The 23,386-nt window shown below is 43.8% G+C and carries 15 protein-coding genes and 2 pseudogenes; 10 read left to right on the top strand and 7 right to left on the bottom strand.

Going from position 1 to position 23,386, the window contains the following annotated elements; genetic code table 11:
* The first annotated feature begins 162 nt into the window (after positions 1–162).
* The 9 genes and pseudogenes from HXY43_RS08890 to HXY43_RS08850 all read left to right on the top strand — a co-directional run.
* Positions 163–951, top strand: coding sequence for a MinD/ParA family protein (locus HXY43_RS08890; RefSeq protein ID WP_290882381.1), 789 nt, complete (start codon positions 163–165; stop codon positions 949–951).
* A gap of 110 nt (positions 952–1,061) precedes the next feature.
* Complete coding sequence (locus tag HXY43_RS08885; RefSeq protein WP_290882378.1) at positions 1,062–2,225, top strand: hypothetical protein; 1,164 nt, start codon at positions 1,062–1,064, stop codon at positions 2,223–2,225.
* A 90-nt stretch (positions 2,226–2,315) separates the two neighbouring features.
* Positions 2,316–3,416 carry a cyclic nucleotide-binding domain-containing protein gene (locus HXY43_RS08880; RefSeq protein ID WP_290882376.1) on the top strand — a complete coding sequence of 367 codons (1,101 nt, stop codon included), beginning with the start codon at positions 2,316–2,318 and terminating at the stop codon, positions 3,414–3,416.
* Positions 3,417–3,768: 352 nt separating this feature from the next.
* Entirely contained in the window at positions 3,769–5,217 is a 1,449-nt protein-coding gene (locus tag HXY43_RS08875; RefSeq protein ID WP_290882374.1) for an NHLP bacteriocin system secretion protein, read from the top strand.
* A complete protein-coding gene (locus tag HXY43_RS08870; RefSeq protein ID WP_290882372.1) occupies positions 5,204–7,510 on the top strand; it encodes an NHLP family bacteriocin export ABC transporter peptidase/permease/ATPase subunit in 2,307 nt (768 codons plus the stop codon). Before HXY43_RS08875 ends, HXY43_RS08870 begins: the two co-directional genes overlap by 14 nt.
* A 258-nt stretch (positions 7,511–7,768) precedes the next feature.
* Positions 7,769–10,651 (top strand): NHLP bacteriocin export ABC transporter permease/ATPase subunit, encoded by a 2,883-nt coding sequence (locus HXY43_RS08865; RefSeq protein WP_290882369.1) that lies wholly within the window; start codon positions 7,769–7,771, stop codon positions 10,649–10,651.
* Positions 10,652–11,446: 795 nt separating this feature from the next.
* Positions 11,447–14,341, top strand: coding sequence for an S-layer family protein (locus HXY43_RS08860; RefSeq protein ID WP_290882367.1), 2,895 nt, complete (start codon positions 11,447–11,449; stop codon positions 14,339–14,341).
* A 133-nt stretch (positions 14,342–14,474) separates the two neighbouring features.
* Positions 14,475–14,681 (top strand): hypothetical protein, encoded by a 207-nt coding sequence (locus HXY43_RS08855; protein ID WP_290882364.1) that lies wholly within the window; start codon positions 14,475–14,477, stop codon positions 14,679–14,681.
* A 564-nt stretch (positions 14,682–15,245) separates the two neighbouring features.
* A pseudogene (locus tag HXY43_RS08850) lies at positions 15,246–15,509 on the top strand (succinylglutamate desuccinylase/aspartoacylase family protein); the annotation flags it as partial.
* A 210-nt stretch (positions 15,510–15,719) separates the two neighbouring features.
* Here the strand turns inward: HXY43_RS08850 and HXY43_RS08845 are convergent.
* The gene (locus HXY43_RS08845) at positions 15,720–15,890 is read right to left on the bottom strand and encodes a hypothetical protein (protein WP_290882360.1); all 171 of its coding nucleotides are present in this window, start codon (positions 15,888–15,890) and stop codon (positions 15,720–15,722) included.
* A 525-nt stretch (positions 15,891–16,415) separates the two neighbouring features.
* Here HXY43_RS08845 and HXY43_RS08840 point away from each other — a divergent pair.
* Positions 16,416–16,712 (top strand): annotated as a pseudogene (locus HXY43_RS08840) (roadblock/LC7 domain-containing protein); the annotation flags it as partial.
* A gap of 123 nt (positions 16,713–16,835) precedes the next feature.
* Here the strand turns inward: HXY43_RS08840 and HXY43_RS08835 are convergent.
* From HXY43_RS08835 to HXY43_RS08810, 6 genes are all read right to left on the bottom strand, one after another.
* Positions 16,836–18,446 carry an NAD(P)H-quinone oxidoreductase subunit 4 gene (locus HXY43_RS08835; protein ID WP_290882384.1) on the bottom strand — a complete coding sequence of 537 codons (1,611 nt, stop codon included), beginning with the start codon at positions 18,444–18,446 and terminating at the stop codon, positions 16,836–16,838.
* Positions 18,447–18,740: 294 nt separating this feature from the next.
* The gene (locus HXY43_RS08830) at positions 18,741–19,253 is read right to left on the bottom strand and encodes a hypothetical protein (protein ID WP_290882355.1); all 513 of its coding nucleotides are present in this window, start codon (positions 19,251–19,253) and stop codon (positions 18,741–18,743) included.
* A gap of 90 nt (positions 19,254–19,343) precedes the next feature.
* Positions 19,344–20,261, bottom strand: a complete 918-nt coding sequence (gene thrB, locus HXY43_RS08825) for a homoserine kinase (protein WP_290882352.1) — start codon at positions 20,259–20,261, stop codon at positions 19,344–19,346.
* 375 nt (positions 20,262–20,636) lie between these two features.
* The gene (locus HXY43_RS08820; RefSeq protein WP_290882349.1) at positions 20,637–20,987 is read right to left on the bottom strand and encodes a DUF1257 domain-containing protein; all 351 of its coding nucleotides are present in this window, start codon (positions 20,985–20,987) and stop codon (positions 20,637–20,639) included.
* A 140-nt stretch (positions 20,988–21,127) separates the two neighbouring features.
* Positions 21,128–22,639: an AAA family ATPase gene (locus HXY43_RS08815; RefSeq protein ID WP_290882346.1), complete on the bottom strand. Its 1,512-nt coding sequence runs from the start codon at positions 22,637–22,639 to the stop codon at positions 21,128–21,130.
* Positions 22,640–22,752: 113 nt separating this feature from the next.
* Positions 22,753–23,097, bottom strand: coding sequence for a hypothetical protein (locus tag HXY43_RS08810; RefSeq protein WP_290882343.1), 345 nt, complete (start codon positions 23,095–23,097; stop codon positions 22,753–22,755).
* Between the last annotated feature and the right edge of the window lie 289 nt (positions 23,098–23,386).

Raw genomic sequence — 23,386 nt, 5'->3', positions numbered from 1 at the left:
TCTTAGTGTCTTGGTGGTGAAAAAAGAATTCTGGAAACACCCTTCGGGTTCGCCAGTCCCCCATCGTGACGGGAACCGCCAAGACGGGGGCTGGTCTCACCAAGACACTAAGACACAAACAGGAAAATAGTCTTTCCCCTGAATTATATTACGAGGTAAACTATGACACAAATTATCGCCGTTCACTCTTTCCGTGGTGGAACTGGTAAATCCAACTTAACAGCCAATCTCGCTGCTACTATGGCATGCCGAGGACAACGTGTAGGCATTATTGATACTGACATTCAGTCACCAGGAATTCATGTTCTCTTCGGTCTAAACGAAGAAAAAATTAACCATTCCCTCAATGACTACCTCTGGGGACGTTGTAATATTAAGGACACTGCCTACGATGTCAGTCATACTCTGATAGCAGAGTCAGGGGAAACAGGTGTAGTAAAAGGTAATCTTTACTTGGTTCCCTCTAGTATTAAGGCTGGTGAAATAGCCAGAGTTCTGCGCGAGGGATATGATGTAGTCCGACTTAACGATGGTTTTCAGGAACTCATCCGTTGTCTTAAACTAGACTACTTGTTCATTGATACTCACCCTGGTCTTAATGAAGAAACCTTACTTTCTATTGGTATCTCTCATGTTTTGGTAGTCATCTTACGTCCAGACAGTCAAGACTTCCAGGGAACCGCTGTGACAGTCGATGTAGCTCGTAAGCTGAAAGTACCAAAAATGCTGTTAGTAGTTAATAAAGCGCTACCAGCGTTTGATTTTACAGACTTGCAAAAACAGGTAGAAAAAACCTACAACATTTCAGTAGCAGGTATTTTGCCCTTGTCAGAAGAGATGGTGCAGCTAGGGAGCAAGGGAATATTCTGTCTGCGTTACTCCAAGCATCCTATCAGTAAAACAATGAAAGGAATTACTGAGCAGATTGCTGGTTTAGTCATTAGTCATTAGTCATTTGTTGATTGTTGGTGGTTGGTGGTTGATGGTTAGTAGTTAGTAGTTCCAGACAACAAACACCAAACAACAAACAACTAAAAACAAACAACTAACAACCACTAATCATGTTCAATCAAAAATTATTTCGTGCTAATGTTCTTGCCTACTTCGGAGCCAATGCTTCAGAAGTAGAGGAATTATTGGCATACAATCATAACGTTTTTAATTGCAACAACTTCAACCATCCCATTAATTTTCCGCTTCCACCAGAAGCCCATGTTTCGGCTTGGGAAAAATACGCTCTTGAAGCTAGAGATATAGGAGCATTTGAAACCCTGAAACAGCGACTGGTACAGTTTCGCTTTCCGATCAAAGCAAGTATCAGTCAAACTATTCCCTATAATGCTGCTACTCGTAAAGGGATGTCGGTGGATGGGATGGCTAAGGCAACTGGTTTGGTTTTGCAACAGCCAGATAAACTGCAATTGTTTGTGCATCAAAGCCTCGCAGGAGCAATTCCGGTTTTACTTGCTGGGAACCGAGAGGACTTTGTTTCTCTGGTACAGGCGCTGGCTATGCGGAATGAACCATTACCAGTTTCTGCTTCTATGGGAGCCTGCACGATCAGTGGGTTTAATAACTGGGACAGAATTCGCGCCTTTCGCCAACAATGGGAAACTCGCAATGCTGGTAATTGTTCCGAAAGTAGATGGAAGGAAGAATTTCAGCGAATTAAATCCCAAAAAGAGCTTTATCAGGATAGGTTGATTATTTTAAGTGATGGCCCCTATAGCAATGTTTCAGCCAGTGATATGGGACTTGAAGAAACCGAATGGCTGCGCTATTCCCTAACAATTCGGCTGGAACATGAATGTACCCACTACTTCACGCGTCGCATGTTTAACTCGATGCGAAATAATATGCTCGATGAACTAATTGCTGACTACAGGGGGATTGTTGCTGCTTGTGGGTACTATCGAGCCGATTGGTTTTTGCGCTTTCTGGGATTGGAGTCATTTCCCAATTATCGAGAAGGAGGGAGGCTGGAAAATTACCGAGGTCAGCCACCGCTTTCAGATGGCGCTTTTAAGATTCTACAAGCATTGCTGAAAGCTGCCGCAGAGAATTTGGAGCGCTTTGATAGTGAACATGTAGACGAGTTGATCAACAGCAATATTCAACCTCTAATGTTAATGAGCTTGACCTACTTAACCTTAGAAGAATTAGCTTCAGCAGAGGCAAATATTCGCATTCAGAAAACTCTAGAGAAATTACAGAAAAGTTTGTAATTATAGAGTTTCAAACTTTCTCTGCGTTCTGGTGCGCCTCTGAGATTTTTCTCCAAGTTTTTGTTAATAGAACATAGGAAAGTTGAAGTTATGACAGAAGTTTTGCTCAAAGAATTAACTAACAGTGATATAGAATGGATGATTGCGACAGGTCACCAAAGAGAAATACCTGTTGGTACTGTACTCATCCAGGAAGGAAAAGCTGCCGATTCCCTACATATCCTACTAGATGGAACTTTAACAGTTAATGTATCCCAATCTGATAATAATTTTTTGGCTCGTGCTTTTGCAGTCATAGAGGGTAGTGAATCTTCAAGTCGGGAAATTGCTAGGTTATCAAGCGGCGAGGTAGTTGGAGAAGTTCCCTTTGTTAGTATCTGTCCGATCGCCACTACAGTTAAGGCTGTAGAAAAGTCGCTTGTGATGTCGATTTCCCAACAACAATTGGCAGTTAAATTGCAGCAGGACGTAGGTTTTGCCACGCGCTTTTATCGAGCGATCGCGATTATGCTCTCAGACAGATTGCAAAGCATCATCAATCAATTCGGTCGTAGTAACCTCGCACAAGGTCAACCACTAAAGGATGTGCTGTGTGTTTTAGGGGAATTGCACGGTAGTGACATCGATTGGATGATGGCGTGTGGAACTCAGCAAAAAATTGCTGCTAACACAGTACTTATCCGTGAAGGAGGCCCTGTAGATGCGCTGTATATTCTCTTAGGTGGAACAATGTCACTGTCTATTTCTCTTGATGAGCACAATCCCTTGGCTCGTGCTTTTGCAGCGATCGAGGATAGCGAAATTATCAGTCGAGAGATAGCAAGATTATCGAAAGGCGAAATCGTAGGGGAAACACCCTTTATCGATGGTCGTCTACCCTCTGCAACTATCAAGACAGTTGAAGATACCCTTGTTTTATCAATTTCCCGGCAGCAACTAGCAGCAAAATTGCAGCAAGATGTAGGATTTGCATCTCGTTTTTATCGAGTGATTGCTACTTTGCTTTCCAATAGATTGCAGGGAATGTACACCCGATTGGGTTATAGTCGGCGAGTTTATAGCCAAGGTCAGCCACTAGATGAAAATATTGAATATGAAGATGAATTGGAGTTAAATATCTTAGATAGCATGGCACTGGCTGGAAAAAGATTTGATTGGATGCAGGAACATCTAAAAAATGTTTCAGTATAAAATTTAGGGCTATTAATTAATTGCAAAAATAGTCCACTTAAACTTTGGGCGTTGTTAAAGACAACGCTCAATTTTGTCGTTTTAAAGTTCATATGTTTCAGATAAATAGAACACATTCAATGAATCATTAAAATCAAAAAAAATGCGGGTATCTACCTAAAAATTTTGCATTGTTTATTAATTATTTAGCTCCTAACATTGAGAAAGTAAACCTTAGAAAAAGCATTGTTTAAGCAATAAGAACACCCTACTTTTAGTGTTGCGAGAATCGTGATAAATGGAAATACTTTCTAAGAAAGTTTTTCCCCCTATTCGGTGGGTGGTTATCTAAAGATTTAGGGGGCGAAGAAAAATGTTAAACCAAAAGCGCAACCTGTTCAGAAAAGAATCACTAGACCGCCTATCCTCTCCTGAAAGACTAGATCAGCTTATGCAGGTAGTCAGCCCCAGAAGCTGGCTACCTCTAGTCACCTTGGGTTCCTTGGTAGGAGTAGCTGTCATCTGGAGTATTTATGGACGCATCCCCATTACTGTTGAGGGTCGAGGGGTACTAATTTACCCAAGCAAAGTTGTACCGCTGCAATCGAAAAGTTCAGGGCAGTTAATAGCTCTCAATGTCAAAGTTGGAGATATCGTCAAAAAGGGGCAAGTGCTGGCGACGATTGACCAAACTGAACTCCGCAAGCAGCTACAGCAACAGCAATCTAAATTGACAGAACTAGAGTCACAAGATAAAGCCGCAGGTTCGCTGCAAGGATTGCGGCTGGAACAAGATAAACGGTCGATGCAGCAACAACGCTTATATCTTCAGCAACGCATCCGCGAATTGCAAGCCCTGACGCCTCTCCTCAAAACTAAAGGCAGTGTCTCTATTAGGTTGCAACACCAAGGCTTGCAGCAACGTCTCCGAGAAGCCCAAGCATTGACTTCCGTTTACAAGCAGAGAATGGAAATCCGCAGACAGCTATTCAAGACAGAAGGAGCAATTTCAGGTGATGATGCTTTAGAGGCAGAACAGCAATATTTGCAAAATCTTGAAAAAATCTCTGAACTTCAAGCCAAGTTAAAAGAACTAGATGTTAAGGAGACTGAACAAGAGAAAGACTATCGCGAAAACCTCAGTTCAATCTCTGAACTGCAAGCTAAGTTGAAAGAACTGGATAGCAAACAAGCTTCTGTGGCTCAACAAGACCTGGAAAATGCAACTACCCGGAAAAAAGAGATTCAAGAAGTCAAGCGAGAGATTGCCAAATTAGAACTAGAACTAGGCAACAATAGCCAAATTATCAGTCAACACTCAGGACGCATTCTGGAAATAACCGTTACACCAGGACAGGTTGTCGATAGAGGAACCCGCCTAGCAAGCATAGATGCCGAGACACCATCTAGTAAGCTAGTTAGTGTAACCTATTTTCCGGTCGCCGATGGCAAGAAAATTCAGGCAGGTATGACAATCCAAATTACCCCTCAAACAGTTAAGCGGGAACGCTTTGGCGGCATCGTCGGTACTGTAAACAGTATCTCTCGATTTCCAATTACAAAACAAGCCGCTGCGTCTGAGGTAGGCAATCCAGAAGTGGTGGAAGGTTTGGTATCTGAAAAACAAGCTGGTTTAATGCAAGTATTCTCTGATTTGGAACTAGATTCTCAAACTTTTAGTGGCTACAAGTGGTCTTCTTCCACCGGGCCGCATCTCAAAATATCTCCTGGGACTACTACTGTTGTGCGAGTCAAGGTAGAAGAACGCGCTCCTATCACCTTTGTTTTACCTATCTTGAGGGAATTCAGTGGTATCTACTAATCCAACGTTAGCAACACCGATTCATCCTTGGCAGTACCTACAAAAACTACTACAAGCTAGAGTCTTGCGCGTCAAAACTCCTACATTGTTGCAAATGGAGGCAGTGGAATGTGGTGCTGCTGCTTTGGGCATTATTTTAGGTTACTACAGAAGAATTGTGCCACTGCCAGAATTGCGTCGAGAGTGCGGCGTTTCTCGTGATGGTAGTAAGGCATCTAACATGCTCAAAGCCGCTAGAAATTATGGACTCCAGGCGAAAGGTTTTAAGAAGGAACTGAAGCAACTTCAGGATCTGCACCCTCCCTATATTGTCTTCTGGAACTTCAACCACTTTCTGGTAGTAGAGGGATTTAGCAAACAGCGTGTTTATCTCAATGACCCCGCTACAGGCCCGCGTCATGTCTCCCTACAGGAATTTGACGAGGGGTATACCGGAGTAGTGCTGGTGATGGAACCAGGCGAGGAGTTCACTAAAGGTGGTCGCAAACCCAGCATAATTTTATCGCTATGGGAAAGACTCCAGGGATCTGCTGGTGCTTTAGTTTACTGCATGATTGCGGGATTTTTCTTAACCACGATTGGGATGGCGATTCCCGTATTTAGCCAGATATTTGTAGATGATATCTTGGTGCAGCAACGTCAGCATTGGCTGCGCCCATTACTCTTGGCAATGGCGATCGCCGCAATACTCCAAGGGTCGCTAACCCTACTGCGGCTACGCTACCTGCGCCGCCTGAAAATTAAGCTAGCTGTCGGAATGTCCAGCCGCTTTCTCTGGCACATCCTGCGCTTACCTATTAGTTTTTATGCTCAACGATTCGCTGGAGAAATCAGTTATCGCACCACTCTCAACGACCAAGTCGCTGATGTCCTTTCGGGAAAGTTGGCGACTACTGCCATTGATGCAGTTATGGTAATTTTTTATGCCTTAATTATGTTCCAATATGATTGGGTACTGACTTTGATTACAGCCAGCTTTGCTGCTGTAAATATAATAACTTTACGATGGATTTCCCGACAGCGCACAGACGCTAATCAGCGATTGATACAAGAGTATGGTAAAGCTGCTGGCACATCCATTGCTGCTCTCCAAAGTATAGAAACTCTTAAGGCATCTGGGTTAGAATCTGATTTCTTTTCCCGGTGGTCAGGTTACTACACCAAAGCTATCAATTCTCAGCAAGAACTGGGGACAACAAACCAGATATTTTCTGTCTTACCCATGCTCATGTCCGCCCTCTCTTCAATGTTTTTGTTGGTTGTAGGCGGTTTACGGGTGATGAATGGGCATCTCAGTATTGGTATGCTCATAGCCTTTCAAGTCCTGATGCAAAATTTCCAAGACCCCGTCAACAATCTCGTCAACTTTGGCAGTAATCTTCAAGAACTGGAGGGTAATTTAATTCGCCTAGATGATGTGCTAAATAACCCCATTGCGCCGCAAGTAGAGCAGAAGAATACAGGGAAAAGGGAAAAGGTTAAAGGGCAAGGGGAAGATTCTTCCCTTTTGCCTTTACCCCTTGCCCTTTCTCCGTCCTCTGACCACTCGCTTCTACCCAAATTACAGGGTTATGTGGAGTTGCGAAACATCGCATTTGGCTATAGTCGTCTAGAAGCACCACTGATTGAAAACTTTAACCTCTCAATTAAACCCGGACAGCGAGTAGCTTTAGTAGGTGGGAGCGGTTCTGGTAAGTCTACCATTGCTAAACTCTTAAGCGGACTTTACCAACCTTGGGCAGGCGAAATTCTGTTTGATGGTAAACCAAAAGAGCAGATTCCCCACCAATTACTTACTAACTCTGTCGCAATGGTGGAACAAGAAATCCTCCTATTTGGCGGCACTGTCAGAGATAATTTAACCCTATGGGATGTCACGATATCAGACAAAAACTTGATGCGAGCTTGTGAAGATGCAGCTATTGACAATGTGATTCTCTCAATGGCTGGAGGATTAGATGCAGAACTAATAGAAGGTGCTGCTAACTTAAGTGGTGGTCAAAGACAACGTTTGGAAATTGCCCGTGCTTTGGTAAACAATCCCTCCATTCTCATCATGGATGAAGCGACCAGCGCTTTAGATGTGGAGACAGAAAAAATTATTGATGAAAATCTGCGGCGACGGGGATGCACTTGCATTATTGTGGCACACCGCTTAAGTACTATCCGCGACTGTGATGAAATCATTGTTTTGGAACGCGGAAAAGTAGTACAACGCGGCACTCACCAACAATTGTGGCAAGTCGAAGGTGTTTACTCGCGGTTAATCCGCACAGAAGGAGAAGCACTCTAACTGGGGACTAGGGACTGGGGACTAGGTATTAGGAAATAAGAAGAATCTTCTCCCAATACCCAGCTTTCCCCAATACCCAGTACCCAATCACGAGTATCCAGTACATCTGTGTTTATCTGTGGTCGTTACTACCATAAAACTGAATTTTGCAATCAATCTATTAATTGGTGCGGCTTAAAGTGAGTTCGGCTAATTTACATTAGACGTAATTAAAAATTAAAAATCAATTTTTGTATTTAAAATTGGAGCGAAGCGACAATGCGGGGGCAAATATACGAAATTAAAGCCAATGAACCAATACTGCTGGATGATCCTTCTAGGGTTTGGGTAGTTCAGTCCGGTTCCATAGCATTGTTTGTCGTCACTATTAAAAATGGTGTGATTGAAGGCACTCGTCGTTATCTATGTAGCATTGGTCGGGGAGAGGCTCTTTTCGGAACTGCTGCCAATTCTTTTCAGCACCATCAAATTTTGGCAGTACCAATAGGGGAGACACAATTGCTACACCTACAGCCTGAATATTTCAGAGAGTTAACAGCCAATGCAGATGATAGGGCGATCGCTTGGATTGAAAATTGGTTGCGGCAACTTAGTACTGCACTCTCTTATGTTGATACACCTGCAATTCAAGTTAAGGCTGCTTTGCCAGCACGATTTACTCTCAATCAAGGTCAGACTTTCCAACCTGAATTAGGTGTTGTCTGTTGGGTACAGTTGCGGCAAGGGACTGTCCGCTTTCTGGGGTATGAGGAACTGGCTTTAACAAGTGCAGCTAGAATTTTTCCTCTCACTTGTGCGATGTGGTTAGAAGCTCAAGAGGAGGTGCAACTTACAACTGTTGCTACTTCAGAAATTCGCAATCCAGAGACTATTTTTGCAGGATTATCCCAACTTCATACTCAAATACTCTACTGCATTCATTTCTTAGATGAACAAGAAGCACAGGAAGAATTGGAACGGTTGCGCGATCGCCAGCGTTTAAATCATCAAGTAACAGCGGAAGCTCTAGGAGAACTGGCATCAACGCTAAATTACCAAAAGGTCGATTTTTTTCTAGAAGGTGCACCTTTGTTGGTTGCTGCTGGTGCGGTAGGCAAAGCTATGGGCGTGAAAATTCGCCCTCCTGCTCGCTCCGAAAATCTTAAACGAGTAAAGGAGCCTTTGGAGGCAATTGTCCGGGCTTCAAGGGTACGAATGCGGCGGGTACTGTTGCGGGACAACTGGTGGCAGAAGGATTGCGGCCCACTAGTAGCTTACACCCACCAAGATAACCGACCGATGGCGTTGCTACCCCTAACTCCAACTAGCTATGAAATCTTTGACCCAGTTGAGCAAAACCGCGTCAGGGTAGATGAGCACATAGCCTCTACACTGGCTCCCGTTGCTTATACGTTTTATCGGTCTTTGCCCGATCGAGCAATCAAAGCTTTCGATATACTCTTGTTTGCTCTGAAAGGACGTAAGAGAGACTTGCTTGTCATTGTATTTACTGGTATTGTCGTCACGCTTTTGGGAATGCTTACACCCCAAGCCACTGCAATTATTATGGACAACGCAATTCCAGATAGTGACAGGGGGTTATTGCTGCAAATTGGATTGGGGTTGTTGGTTGCTGCTTTGGGCACAGCCCTATTTCAGCTAACTCAGGGGTTTGCGATCTTGCGGATGGAAACAGCTGGGGACGCTTCGACTCAGGCAGCTGTATGGGATCGGTTGCTGAACTTGCCGATATCCTTTTTTCGGCAGTACACAACAGGAGATCTGCAAGCTCGCGTATCATCAGTGAGTACGATCCGTCGTCAACTCAGTGGCAGAACCCTGATTAATCTCATTAGCAGTTTCTTCACATTGTTCTACTTGGGGCAGTTATTTTACTACAACGTCAAATTAGCCCTAGTTGCTGTTGCTGTCACCATAGTGGCGATCGCTGTGACGATAATTTCTGGTTTACTTCTAGTCCGCAAGATGCATCCGCTGTTGGAAATGCGAGGAAATATTTTTGGACAGACAGTGCAACTAATCAATGGCATTTCTAAACTGCATGTTGCTGGAGGACAAGAACGTGCCTTCGCCGCGTGGAGTAAAAACTACACTCGGCAAGTGAAGCTCGAACTGAGCACGCAAAAAGTGGAAGACGCGGTTGTTTTTTTCAATACAGTGATGCCTTTAGTCACTTCTGGAGTACTGTTCTGGTTTACCGCCAAACTGCTAGAAGAATCTCAGACTCAAGGAGAGATCGGACTATCCCTTGGCACTTTCCTGGCTTTTCACACAGCCTTTGGCAACTTTACTAGAGGAACAACAAACCTGAGCAATACAGTTACTGAAATTTTACAAGTTGTCCCGCAGTGGAAACGCACTCAGCCAATTCTGCAAACTATACCAGAAGTGGATCTCAGCAAAACCGATCCTGGTAAACTCATTGGCAGAATTGTTGTGGATCGCGTTACTTTTCGCTACCGCAATGATGGGCCACTGATACTGGATGATGTCAATATTTATGCAGATCCTGGGGAGTTTATTGCTCTTGTTGGCGGTTCTGGAAGCGGTAAATCGACTATATTCCGATTATTGCTTGGATTTGAAATTCCAGAAGCAGGTAGCATATTTTACGATGGTCAAGACCTGTCTGGGTTAGATGTAGATGCTGTGCGCCGACAGCTGGGTGTGGTGTTGCAAAATGGTCAACTTCAGTCAGCATCGATTTTCGAGAATATTGCTGGTGGCGCACAGATTACATTCGATGAAGCTTGGGAAGCAGCACGGATGGCTGGATTAGCCGAAGATATCGCTGCCATGCCAATGGAGATGCATACTGTGGTTAGTGAAGGTGGTGGTAATCTTTCTGGAGGACAACGCCAGCGACTATTGATTGCTCGTGCTTTGGCATTGAAACCCCGGATTTTGCTCTTTGATGAGGCTACTAGTGCTTTAGATAATAGGACTCAGGCGATTGTCAGTGAAAGTTTAGAGCAGCTGAAGGTTACTCGAATCGCGATCGCTCACCGACTGAGTACAATTCGTTCGGCTACACGCATCTATGTACTCCAAGCAGGTCGAATTGTGCAACAGGGAAGTTTTGAAGAACTGGCTTCACGCGAAGGATTATTTGCCGAGTTAATGCAAAGACAAATGGCGTAGTTGGTGGAGAAATCATCTAAAACCTCGTGGGACAGCAGCGACAGCTCTATCAAAGATTTGGATTAGACATCTCCAGCAATTAATTATGCGTTATACCGTTTCACGTTAATCACGATACATATAAATTTTGTAGAGACGCGAAATTTCGCGTCTCTACTCTCTGTATTTGTATCAGAGTTTTTGTGAAATGGTATTACCCAAAATTCTTATAGAGACCGTAAATTTACGGTCTCTACATTCTTTAAAAGTTTCCAGAAATGGGCTTGCAGTCATCTGATATGATGATCAAAGTTTGGGAAAAAGTGGTGCCTATGAATTAATTAGATTACCTTTGATTAGGTAGTTTGTTGATAAGTTGATCGGGTTGATTAAACGTAATTTCGCGTTATGGCTGTTAGTGGTGAGCCAGCACCGCAGGGCGGCTTAAGGCAGGGTGCGACTGGTGTAAACGCGCGCAGCACGGCTCAAGGTAGAGTACCCGAAGGGCTTCTTGTAGAGTAGTAGTTTGTCAAATTTGAATTGATGGATCGCAAAGTTCGTAGTCAGGACTTTAGTCCTGAATTTTTAAGCACGCTTGGTGCTTACTACAAACCCTCAAAACTAGCTTGAAAATAGGGGAAAGGGGAAAGGGGAAAGGGAAAGAGATTTTCATTCCCTCGTTGTGGGCGAAAAGTCTCTGGGGTTCTAGCTTGACAGAGTAGTAGGGTTAGTAGTTACCAATCTTAATTGAAGAACGACGATGGATTCTCCTGTTTCTGGGTGCCCTTTGCCAAAAATATTATCTACTCAGAAAAAATGGCTGAAAACTTACGCGGTTCTTACTGGCTTTTAAAATTAGTAATTTCTTTATCAATTAGTAGTGCATACATCTATTCTTGGGATTGCACCTTTGCTCAAATTACCCCTGATGACACTCTACCCAATAATTCCACTGTCAAATTAGAGGAGAATATTAGGACTATTGAAGGAGGAACTCAAGCTGGCAGTAATCTTTTCCACAGTTTTGAGCAGTTTTCTATACCCACTGGCACTCAGGCTAACTTCAACAATGCTCCAGATATTCAAAACATCATCAATCGCGTCACGGGTAAATCTGCTTCTATCATTGACGGTCTGATTACAGCCAATGGCTCGACTAACCTGTTTTTTCTCAATCCGAATGGAATTATTTTTGGACCAAATGCCCAATTAGACATCAAGGGTTCATTGATTGCAAGTACAGCAAGTCACCTCAAGTTTGCAGATGGCACTTTGTTTAGTGCGATCGCTCCCCAAAGTACACCTTTGCTAACTGTGAGTGTTCCCATTGGCTTGCAATTTGGGGAAATAGCAGGAGGTATTAGCGTACAGGGATCTGACCTAAAAGTGCAACCTGGTAAAACTTTGGCACTAGTGGGCGGTGATATGACGTTGCAGGGAGATCGGCAAGCGGCTTTAGAACAACCGAATCTGACAGCTTCAGGAGGACGGGTTGAACTAGGTAGTGTAGCTGCTGTTGGAGAAGTGAGCTTAAACCAGAAAGATAACGATTGGGTACTGGGGTACGGCTCTGTAAATAATTTTGGTAATATTCGGTTGGAAGACGGAGCGTATATCGATGTTAGCGGTGCTGGCGGTGGTGATGTTCAGATTCAGGGCAATAATTTGGCTTTAACTCAAGGCTCGTTGATTTTTGCCGACACACAAGGTACAGAGACTGGTGGAGAAGTGTTTATCCGCACAATAAAGGGGGTTACTCTCACTGAAGATTCGCAGATTACTGCCGATGTTTTAGAAGAAGCGACTGGATCTGGGGGAGACGTAACAATTGAAACTGGGCAGTTGAGTATCCAGGGAGATGAGTCAAGGATAAGAGCTGGTACCTTAGGCAAGGGACAGGGAGGAAATCTTAGCATTCGAGCCTCGGAGTTTGTGGAACTAGCAGGAAAAACAAAAAGCGGCTTGTTTACTCAAACTCAAGGTGAGGGAGATGCTGGAAATTTGACGATTACCACTCGACGGTTAAGTTCTCAGAATGGAGCGCGAGTATCAACTGCTACTCTAGGCAAGGGACAGGGGGGAGATTTATCTGTAACCGCTGCCGATTCCGTGGAACTAGTTGGTGCTGGTAGCAGCTTATCTACTCAAACTTTAGGTGCTAAAGGTGCTGGGAACTTAACAATTCAGACCAGTCGCTTGAGTGTCCGGGATGGGGCACAAATATTAACTCGTACTCTTGATCAAGGGCAGGGAGGAAATTTGTTGGTGACTGCTAGTGATTTGGTGGAATTGCAGGGAACAGGAACATTAGCGAATGGGCAGCAAATTCCTAGCGCTTTATTTACTCAAACAGAAAATGTTGGCAATGCCGGAGACTTAACAATTACTACTGGGCAGTTAATTGTGGGAAATGGGGCGCAGATATCTACTGCTGCTTTTGGTCAAGGAAAGGGTGGACAGATATGGGTTAATGCTTCCGATGCAGTTAATGTTTTTGGAGTTGGCATTAATAGAACAGCAAGTGGATTATTTTCACGTAGCACTAATGAGGGACAGGGAGGAAACATCACTATTGATACCAGTGCTTTTCGGGTAGCAGACAATGGAGTTGTAGATGCCCGCACTATAGGTGAGGGAAATGCTGGCAATATCACGGTGAATGCAAATACTTTGGAAGCTGTTAATGGTGGACAAATCCTTACCAATGCTTTCACAGGCAGCAGTGGCTTTGCAGGTAATATCACAGTTAATACTACTGATAGGGTCACTATATCTGGCAGTGCTCCCTTTAAACGGTTTGTCCGAATTGGTAACAATTTTGTTGAGGATGAATCTGCTAACAGTGGCTTGTTTGTTCGCTCTCAAGGGTCAGGGAGTGCAGGCAACCTTCAGTTACGATCTCGTTCCATTCGCTTGGACAACCTTGGGGAAATTACCGCTGAAACGGCATCCGGTAATGGCGGCAATATTTCGTTACAAAACCCAAATTTATTGTTACTAAACGGTAACAGTCGGATATCTGCTACCGCAGGCACTAACCAACAGGGTGGAGACGGGGGTAACATCACCATCAATGCCCCTAATGGCTTTATCGTTACCATCCCTGATGAAAACAACGACATCACTGCCAATGCCTACGATGGTGAAGGGGGAATAGTCACAATCAACGCTACTGGTATTTTTGGTCTAACACCGCGTAGTCGAGAAGACCTTGTGAGACTTTTGGGAAACAACGACCCAACTCAACTAGACCCTCAAAGCTTAGTAACTAGCGACATTACGGCAATTTCTCAAACAAACCCAAATTTAAATGGTCAAATAACCATCAACACTCCCGATATTAACCCCAATCGAGGATTAATAAACTTGCCAACCGAACTAAGTGAACCGCAAATTGCCCAAGGCTGCCAAGTAACTACTGCTAAAAATCAAAGCCAATTTGTAGTCACCGGACGTGGTGGCTTGCCACTTAATCCAAGAGTTGCTTTTAACAGTGACACACCCCAAGTTGATTGGGTAACACTCACTCGTTACCGTAACAATGGTAACAGTCGAGTTGTTGTAAAAAATTCTCCTAATCCCACACCACTAAAAATTATTGAAGCTGCTGGGTGGGTAAAAAATTCTAAAGGGGAGGTAATCCTCGTTGCTAGTGCGCCTACTGTCACGACTTACAGTTATTGGCAGAGATCAACTAGCTGCGCTGGTTAAATTTACAGCCTAGTTAAAGATATAAACTTTTGTGAATAAATGACAGAATTGGTAAAAAAAATTACGCTTTGAGAGAAAATTAAACAGAAGTGATTTTACCTCTAAGGTGAACATAGTCTATTGAGTGATTATCATGAATCATTCCTCTAAACTACAAATCTTGGATTTAGACCATAGTGAATCAATTATTGAGCAAGAAATTACATCTGCGGAAACTGTAAAAATCTTAGGTGGAAAAATCTTAGGTGGTGGAGGAACTTCACCTGTAGACCCTATTGATGACCCTCCTGGGCTTCCCTGTTTTTGGACTTTGGACAAAAAGAAACTGATTCCCGGATGATGTTCGCGAACAAAAAACTAGGCGTCATAAATTACCCCAGTGATTTTTCAAACTGAGTAAAACTTAGTTAAATGCAGGGTTATTTCATTCTAAAAAGTTGCTTAAGTGTGTCTAGTCCAAAAGAGCAGAGTCGCTGAGCTTGCGCCATGTTCTCAAACATTTGGTCTCGATATAGGAATCCGGTTTGATGATTGAAAAAATCTAAGTACACGTAAAGTGTGCGATCGGCGAGAGTACGGCACCAAAAATATAGAATGGTGCATTAGCCTTTGGCGTAACGCAACGGCAATAAAGGGGGAGGAAAATCCACACCCCTTTTTGCCTCCCCTACGTATCTTTTCAAAAATCAAATACTAGTCCTAATGATTGTGCTTGAGAATTTGGCGTTCTGATTCAACTCGAATAAAAGTTTTCAGGCCAGGCTAAGAGTGTCTGACATCAAGAGTTTGACAAATAGGGGTTTATGTTCGGGTGCGATCGCTCCTCCCAATTTACTAACCATTTGGAGACAGCATTAGGTAAAGTAGCAGCAAGAGTAATTTAGTTCAAGTGCGATCGCCCTTCACACTCACCATTCATCAAACTATTGAGAGTGTTGACTATCCCAGAAATGAAGCTGGAGATCTCAAGGCAATGATTCATCCTCAGTTGCAGTTTAAAGATTACAAAGCCTTACATACTGGCGATCCAATATTTTTAACCTTTGATGGGCAGACCATCGCTTATGAAGGTGAATCAACCGTTTTTCCTGTCTTTATTAACGAAGTTGCTTACTACGAGAAAGGGATTGCAATGTATTTGACCAAGCAGCATCAATGCATCATCTAGAACAGGTCGAAAAACTAGAACTCAACAGTCAATACCTCAATTATGTCGAGCACGTCTTAATTTGTGTATCATGAGATCGCCAATTTATAGAATCATATTCAAGCCGAACTGTCGCTAATGTCCGGTTGCGATCGCCAGATCCATTGAGGCAACCTCTCCATAAGCATCATTTTCTGGCGAATAAAAATCTGGATATTCGTCAAGAAAAAATCAGCCATAGCGTCCGAAACGTCGTAGAGCCAAGAGATTTCCTAGCAAGATGCTACAGTCTCCTCCCAAAACCACTGGAAAGCATTCAGCATTCAGAGCCAATAATCTGTTCGATAACTTATGAAAGCGATCGCGAGATGAGATTGTATTTCCTCCTATCAAGATCGTCACCTTGCTAAGACCACCTCAGTCTCCAACAGGTCGGCTGAAGGCTTGGGCTAGGTTTTGGACGAAGGCGCGCAGCGCACGGGTTGAGGAACCATCCTCTGCCCCGTGCGTGGGATTGACCTCCGTGATTGTGAGTCCCGAAAAACGTGAATCCGCAATGAGTACCTCAAGCACGCGCGTAGCTTGGTGAAGCGTCAATCCAACATCACGCGACGCGGTTGTATCCGCCCATCTTAGGAGAGTTTGGCGCGAATATTTCTGGGGAACAACGACAACAAAAGAGCGATCGCAACAGCGATTGTCACGCATTTCTCATGCATCAAAAAAGATGAAGCCGTCTCATATAGGTTTGATTTTTTCAGCCCTTAGCATCAAGTGCAGGAATAAGAAAATGCCTTTAAATCAAAAATATTTAGTTTTGGCTACGGCTGCCTGTCTGTTTTTTCTTGCCAAAGTGCGATCGCATCCCGGCTTTGTCATTTAAATCAGATTATTGAGAAAAAACGTCAAAATAGGGGTTAAAGAGTTATGATTAACGTTTCTATGCTACAAGATGAACTGCAAAACTTCGTTTTAAACAGCGCTGATGTTCAAGGTGCAACTCTGGCAAGCCCTGATGGCTTAGTCTTAGCTTCTATCCTACCAGCTGGTATGGATGAAGAACGCACCGCCGCCATGGCTGCATCCATGCTATCACTGAGCGAACGCATTGGTGGTGAACTAGTTCGTGGTATTGTAGAGCGTATTGTCGTAGAGGGTGAAAAAGGCTATGGCGTATTGGTTAGTTGTGGCGCTGATGCAGTTTTATTGGTACTCGCTGGCGCCGAAGTTAACAATGAATTCTAATTAAATTTTGCGAACCCCTAAAAATGACTATGGGGGCGATCGCAAAATCACCCCCACCCTATTTTTCTACGATTATTTAGTAGCACCAGCCCTGTGAAATATTTATTCAGCGATATTAACCAAACTTGCAGCTTGTGAATTAGCTAATGTTGGCGCAGTAATAATAGTGGAATATAAACTAGATGGTTGTTGCTTGGCGACGATTGGTAGAAACTGGCGAGCATGGGCTGCAACTTCTACAGTCTTGACATCATAGGTTTGTGTTGCCAATTTAGGATACAAACCAATACCGATGATGGGAAGGAGCAAGCAAGCAGTGATAAACAATTCGCGGGGTTTGACATCGGGTACGATCGCATCCAGATGTAGCTGTGTACTCTGTTTGCCGTAGAATACTTGGCGCAACATCGACAGTAGATAAATTGGAGTCAAAATCACACCCACAGCAGAGAGCAGCACAACCACAACTTTGAAGCTGGAACTGTAAACATCACTAGTAGCAATACCAAGGAATACCATCAACTCCCCTACAAAGCCACTCATTCCGGGTAATGCGAGAGAAGCCATAGCACCGGCGGTAAACAAAGCAAAGGTTCTGGGCATTAATTTTGCTATACCACCCATTTGATCCATCATCAAAGTGTGAGTGCGCTCGTAGGTTACACCAGAGAGGAAGAACAAACTAGCAGCAATCAAACCGTGGGAAATCATTTGCAGTACAGCACCGCTCATACCAATTTCTGTATAGGAAGCGATACCAATCAGCACAAATCCCATGTGGGCGATCGAAGAGTAAGCTAAGCGACGCTTGAGATTAGTCTGAGCGAAGGCACAACAAGCACCGTAGATAATGTTGACTACACCCAAAACTGCTAAGACTGGGGCAAAGACAACATGAGCATCGGGCAACATTTCCATGTTGATGCGGATGAGCGCATAACCACCCATTTTTAACAACACACCAGCCAAAATCATCGAACCGGGTGCAGAAGCTTCGCCGTGAGCATCGGGCAACCAAGTGTGGAGAGGGAAAATTGGCAACTTGACGCCAAAGGCAATTAAAAAACCAGCATAAACGAGAAGTTCTAAGACTTGGGGATATTGCTTCATTCCCAGAGTTGCCATATCGAAGCTGACGGTGTCTCCGGAGAATGCCATTGCAAAAGCTGCTACCAGGATAAATATTGAAGCAAGGGCAGTGTAGAGAATGAACTTAGTAGCTGCATAACGGCGCTTTTGTCCTCCCCAGATGGAAATCAACAGGTACACAGGTACTAATTCGATTTCCCACATTAAGAAGAATAATAGTAAATCCTGGGCGACAAACACGCCGATCTGGGCGCTGTACAACACCAGCATCAAACCATAAAATAAACGCGGCTTGTTGGTCACTTTCCAAGCCGCGAAGATTGCGAGGGTGTTAATTAAGCCTGTTAGCAGTACCAGTGGCATTGACAAACCATCGACTGCGACTGACCAGTTCAAACCCAACTGTGGTATCCAGGGATATTTTTCTACTAGTTGGAATGCTGAACTTTGGAAATCGTACTGATGCCAAAAGGCATAAATCATTAAGGCAAAATCTGCTAGTGCTACTCCCAGACCATACCAGCGGGCGGTTTTGCCTTCTTTATCTGGGATGAGGGGGATGGCTAAGGCTGCCACCAAAGGCAAGAGAATTATGGTTGTTAACCAGGGAATTTGGGCAATCATCACTGACAATCGTTTTTCATTTTTGCTTTTAATTACATTATATTAAGCAGTTCATAGTTTTGTAAACGTTATTTATCCCTAGAAATTTAAATTTTCAGCATAGTTAGTAATAAATACTTATGAAGAATTGCCAAAATCCATTCTAGATGTAAAGTTTTGCTAAGTCAACAAAAAATGGTAGCTTACGCTACCGTTATAAATCTTAATATCAACTTTCTGAAGGAGAATATCATCTCGTAACGATGAATTTTCGCTATTTACACCAAACTATAGAGAAAACTAATCACTCATTTGTTAAACAATACGGTTGACAATAGTCCACACATCTCCATCGGAACGAACATGGGGAACTGAAATCGTTTTGAACCCAGTAATAAACGGTTTGTAGTATACCTGCCAGTAAAGCGGACTCAGCTCATCGGCACAAGCCTTGAGACTGCGTATTTCTGCTGCGAGTTCCGCAGCTAGCTGATTGATGCGCTCTGCGTGAACCTGGGCAACTTTTTTCGCCTCTTCTAGCTGCTCCTGTAGAGAAAGTTGTTTTGCTTGTGCTTGCCAATGCTGCAACTGGGCTTGTTTTTGCGCCAATTGATCTTCTAAGACAGCGATCGCATCATCTATCCCCTTCAATTCTGCAAACAATTGGGCATTTTCCCTAGCGTGGCGACGGTAAGCTTCAGCGATGGCTTGGGGTGAATCGTTCTCTGGAGGAGTCATTTTAACGCTAACAGAGTCACGTTCTTGGCGCAGAACCTCAATCTGAGAGCGAAGCGCTACAATTTCTGTTTGAATTTGCTCTATTGTCATTTGTCTTTTGTTGTTTGTTGTTTGTTATTTGTTGTTTGTTAGTTATTCCAACCAACCACCAACCACTAACTAATAACCAATGACCAATGACTAAACAAAGCTTCTTGCTCCTTGATTATCAACTTTAAGCGATCGCACTACAGGTGAAATTCCTTCAGATTGCCAAGCTGTTGCCATCGCTGTCGCCACAGCTTCAGAATGGGCTATATCCGTTAAAGCCAATAGGGTTGGGCCCGCACCACTAATCACCATACCGTAAGCACCAGCAGCAACAGCAGCTGCATTCACAGCATCGTATCCTTTAATCAATGCTTTTCGATAAGGTTGATGTAACTTATCTTGTAAAGCAGCTCTTAACCAATCTCCTCTACCAGTCTCCAAACCACGCAACAATAAACCCAGATGCGCCGCATTAAAAATCGCATCTGCGCGACTCACTTCTTTTGGCAGCACCCGCCGCGCCTCTTTTGTGGAAAGCTCAAAATCAGGAATTGCCACTATTGGTACTATCTCCTCATGCCAAGGAACCTCACAAATTTCCCAACCTGCATTACTAGTAGCAGCCAGACGACAACCCCCCACGAAAGCTGGGACAACATTATCCGGGTGTCCTTCCATTGCGATCGCCAACTCCATCACCTGCGACTGACTCAGAGGTTCACCTGCCAACACGTTAGCACCAACTAAACCACCGACAATTGCCGTCGCCGAACTACCCAAACCCCTTGCTAGTGGTACACCTAAGTTGATCTCAATTTGCACGGGTGGCTGAGTTTGCCCCAGGTATTCATATAACTTTACGAATGCCTGGTAGAGCATATTACTCTCATCAGTTTGAACTCGTTCAGCTTCCGCACCCGTGACGGTAATTATCACCTTTTCCTGAGTATGAGTTGTGAACTTGAACTCGTTGTACAGTGTTAAAGCTGCACCGATACAATCAAACCCCGGGCCTAAATTCGCAGTTGTAGCAGGAACAGTTACAGATACAGAATCAACAGCAAACATTGAAAAAAATAACTAATCAATCAACCAGCATCTCACGTAAATGATTGATTTGCTCATTAGTCATGCCATATAAATTGGTTATGGTCTAGTCACTATCTCTCCATCTCGTCCAAACTCACCGAATCAAAAGTGCGATCGCTAATAAATTTAGAAACCCGGTAACATTCTGTAAACCGGGTTTTAAATCAAAAAAAAAACTAAAATTGCTATTAAAAAATGTTAAATTCAAAATGGGCAAGCTAAATTTCTGCTAGCCCAAAAGAAAAGTAGCTGTAAATAAACAAGGACTGGTAATAACTCCAGTCCGGAAAAAAGCGGGCTAACCGCTATTAACTTGGTTAACCCGTGCAGCTTTGGGAACGCGCAGAGAAATAATTATTGCAATACCAACTTAACGTTGGCATTTTGCAAACCGCGCTGTTTTACTTCAGCCAGGGTCTTGTTAACAGCATACTTCTGGTTGATGGAGTTGATTAGTTCGGTCTGATTGTGCTTCTTAGCAACGCCCCACAGATCTGCGATGAGATCAAAAGAACCATCACTGTTGCGAGACCAACCGAGGTCATATTCGCCTTCCAATACTGCTACAATGTCAGAACGAACACGCTGGCCATTGTAACCACGAACATCAGCTTCGGTCTTTACGCTGATACCGAGGTCGCGCAGGGACTGCTTGAGGATTTCGGCATCAGTAATTTTGGTACGCAGAGTGCTAAAATGAGACATTTGGGTTTCCTCCAAAGAGAATAGAGAAAAAGGACAACGGTTTGGTTTTCACAGAAGCCGCGTTTAGCTTGACGCGGTTTTTTCGTAACTGCTAGCATCTGCTGCTAGCCTTTCCCCCCTGTCTTCACAAGGGAAAGCTTTTAAAACTCCATTCGCTGATATTCAGCAACGGAGGCTGCGGCGGGTCGCGCACGCTGTCTAGCCCAGTCTCTCAAAGCTGTTACCTGTTCTTGCATCGTACGAGACAGCGGCAATGTCGCTTTTATCGCAGCAATAATATCTAACTGGGTGAACTCTCGATCTTGGGCGAAAGCTTCGTACATCGCCGCCACGATCGCTTGTTCAATTTCAGCCCCAGAGAAGCCTTCTGACATCTTGGATAATTGTTCAAGGTCAAACCTAGAGATGTCATTACGGCGCTGATTCAAGTGGATCTTAAATATATCTTGCCGTTCTTCCGGAGTTGGCAGATCCACAAAGAAAATTTCGTCAAAACGACCTTTCCTCAGAAATTCCCCTGGCAATCTCTCTACTCGGTTGGCAGTTGCCATTACAAATACTGGGGACTTTTTCTCTTGCATCCAGGTGAGGAAAGAGCCAAATATCCTGCTAGAAGTACCACCATCAGAATCAGAAGAACCCGTACTACCAGCAAAGGATTTGTCTAATTCATCGATAAATAGAATGGCAGGAGAGATAGATTCAGCAGTTTTCAGAGCATTCCGCAAATTCGCTTCCGAACGTCCTACCATCGAGCCATCATAAACCCGTCCCATATCTAAGCGCAGCAGTGGCAAACCCCACAGTCGAGAGGTGGTTTTGGCAATCAAAGACTTACCACAACCTGGAACCCCCAAGATCAACATACCCTTTGGCTGGGGTAGACCATATTCCCGTGCTCTTTCTGTAAAAGCGTTAGAGCGCTGCTTCAACCATTTCTTCAATTCTTCTAAGCCGCCAACTGCGTCAATGGTTGCATCTTCCTCTATATACTCTAATATACCATTGCGCCGAATTAGCTGTTTCTTCTCTGATAAAACTATATCTACTTCTTCTTCCGTCAAACGCCCAGTCGTGACTTGCGCTTTTCTGTATACTTTCTCAGCCTCGTCTTTAGTTAATCCTAAAGCTGCTCTGAGAAGTTTTTCTCGTGCTTCTGTTGTCAACCTTCGTCCACGATTGTGCTCTAGATGGTGAGTCAAAACTTTATTTAACTCACCCATATCTGGAAGTGCAAAGTCAAGAACAACAACTTCTTTTTCCAGTTCGATTGGCACTTGCTGCATCGGCGACATCAAAAGAATAGTCTTTTGGCTGCCTTTGAAGCTAGCTATCGCATCACGTAAAGATCTTGTTGTCGCAGGCGCATCAATAAACGGATGTAAATCTTTAAGAATAAATATACCTGGTTCTCTGTGCCGGATAATCCAATCAATCGCCGCTTCCGGTGAAACTGTATTGTGCTGGCTTACATTCCGGGGTTGACCATACTCTACGATGCCGTGAGTTACCGTCCAAACGTATACTCGCCTTTGTGGCTTTGACGATTGGGCGATTGTAGAAATTGCCTGCTCAGCCCGCTCTTCCTCGGAGGTCACAAGGTAGATTAAAGGGTATTGAGCTTGAATGAGGATGTTGAGCTCTTCTTTCATACATCGACCTACTTGAGACCTTTTTTACAGACACTCCAGACATCGCTGTTGGTAAAGATGGCGGAATTATGAATGCATAAATATAAATGTTTATGTCTTCGTAATTCCGAAATTTAGCAAGGAACTAATTCTTCCTCACCTTTGGGATGGGCTTGCTCTGTTTCCATCTCTTCCACTGGCAGATGCTCTTGACCAATGATTCCCGGTTGTTTGCCCAAGGCAACCAATTCCCCGTCCTTTACAACTAGTGAACTTTCACAATTTGGACAGGTGTAAACTCTGTGAGTTTTGCCATAGGTAGACACTTCATCTACCATTTCTGAGTTTGCCAGGTAGAAAACGAGAGCGCGTTCGGCAAGCTCTGACATAGGTTCAGAATCGACTGCTGAACGTATCTTCAGTTTTTTGTGCAGTTCTGGCGATAAATACAAAGTAACCTTTTGCTTATTAGCTTGCATAACTCTGTTAACGGTCTTACCCGGGTATGTTTCTTACGATATCGACTCCTGTTTTGGTTGTCAAGACAGTAAAACGTTTTGACGGCATTTTTGCAACAATTATTTACAAATGGTTGGTGGGTAGTGGTTAGTGGTTAGTAGTTAGTGGGCACTCTTGCAATGGGCAAGGCGCATGGGGCAAAGGAACTGGAGAAGTAAAAAGTAAAAAGGTAAAAGAAAAAATTCTTTCTTTTTACTTTTAGCTTTTAACCCTTCGCTGCGCCCCTTGGGCATGCTTTTGACTTATTTT

The organism is Fischerella sp., from assembly GCF_013388695.1.
Classification (GTDB): domain Bacteria; phylum Cyanobacteriota; class Cyanobacteriia; order Cyanobacteriales; family Nostocaceae; genus PCC9605.
This window is presented reverse-complemented; position numbering and strand designations above follow the sequence as displayed.

What these genes read in the sequence shown, in the direction of transcription:
- HXY43_RS08890 (WP_290882381.1), top strand. Translation starts at nt 163, where the DNA reads ATGACACAAATTATCGCCGTTCACTCTTTCCGTGGTGGAACTGGTAAA.
- HXY43_RS08885 (WP_290882378.1), top strand. Translation starts at nt 1,062, where the DNA reads ATGTTCAATCAAAAATTATTTCGTGCTAATGTTCTTGCCTACTTCGGA.
- HXY43_RS08880 (WP_290882376.1), top strand. Translation starts at nt 2,316, where the DNA reads ATGACAGAAGTTTTGCTCAAAGAATTAACTAACAGTGATATAGAATGG.
- HXY43_RS08875 (WP_290882374.1), top strand. Translation starts at nt 3,769, where the DNA reads ATGTTAAACCAAAAGCGCAACCTGTTCAGAAAAGAATCACTAGACCGC.
- HXY43_RS08865 (WP_290882369.1), top strand. Translation starts at nt 7,769, where the DNA reads ATGCGGGGGCAAATATACGAAATTAAAGCCAATGAACCAATACTGCTG.
- HXY43_RS08860 (WP_290882367.1), top strand. Translation starts at nt 11,447, where the DNA reads ATGGCTGAAAACTTACGCGGTTCTTACTGGCTTTTAAAATTAGTAATT.
- HXY43_RS08855 (WP_290882364.1), top strand. Translation starts at nt 14,475, where the DNA reads ATGAATCATTCCTCTAAACTACAAATCTTGGATTTAGACCATAGTGAA.
- HXY43_RS08835 (WP_290882384.1), bottom strand. Translation starts at nt 18,446, where the DNA reads ATGATTGCCCAAATTCCCTGGTTAACAACCATAATTCTCTTGCCTTTG.
- HXY43_RS08830 (WP_290882355.1), bottom strand. Translation starts at nt 19,253, where the DNA reads ATGACAATAGAGCAAATTCAAACAGAAATTGTAGCGCTTCGCTCTCAG.
- thrB (WP_290882352.1), bottom strand. Translation starts at nt 20,261, where the DNA reads ATGTTTGCTGTTGATTCTGTATCTGTAACTGTTCCTGCTACAACTGCG.
- HXY43_RS08820 (WP_290882349.1), bottom strand. Translation starts at nt 20,987, where the DNA reads ATGTCTCATTTTAGCACTCTGCGTACCAAAATTACTGATGCCGAAATC.
- HXY43_RS08815 (WP_290882346.1), bottom strand. Translation starts at nt 22,639, where the DNA reads ATGAAAGAAGAGCTCAACATCCTCATTCAAGCTCAATACCCTTTAATC.
- HXY43_RS08810 (WP_290882343.1), bottom strand. Translation starts at nt 23,097, where the DNA reads ATGCAAGCTAATAAGCAAAAGGTTACTTTGTATTTATCGCCAGAACTG.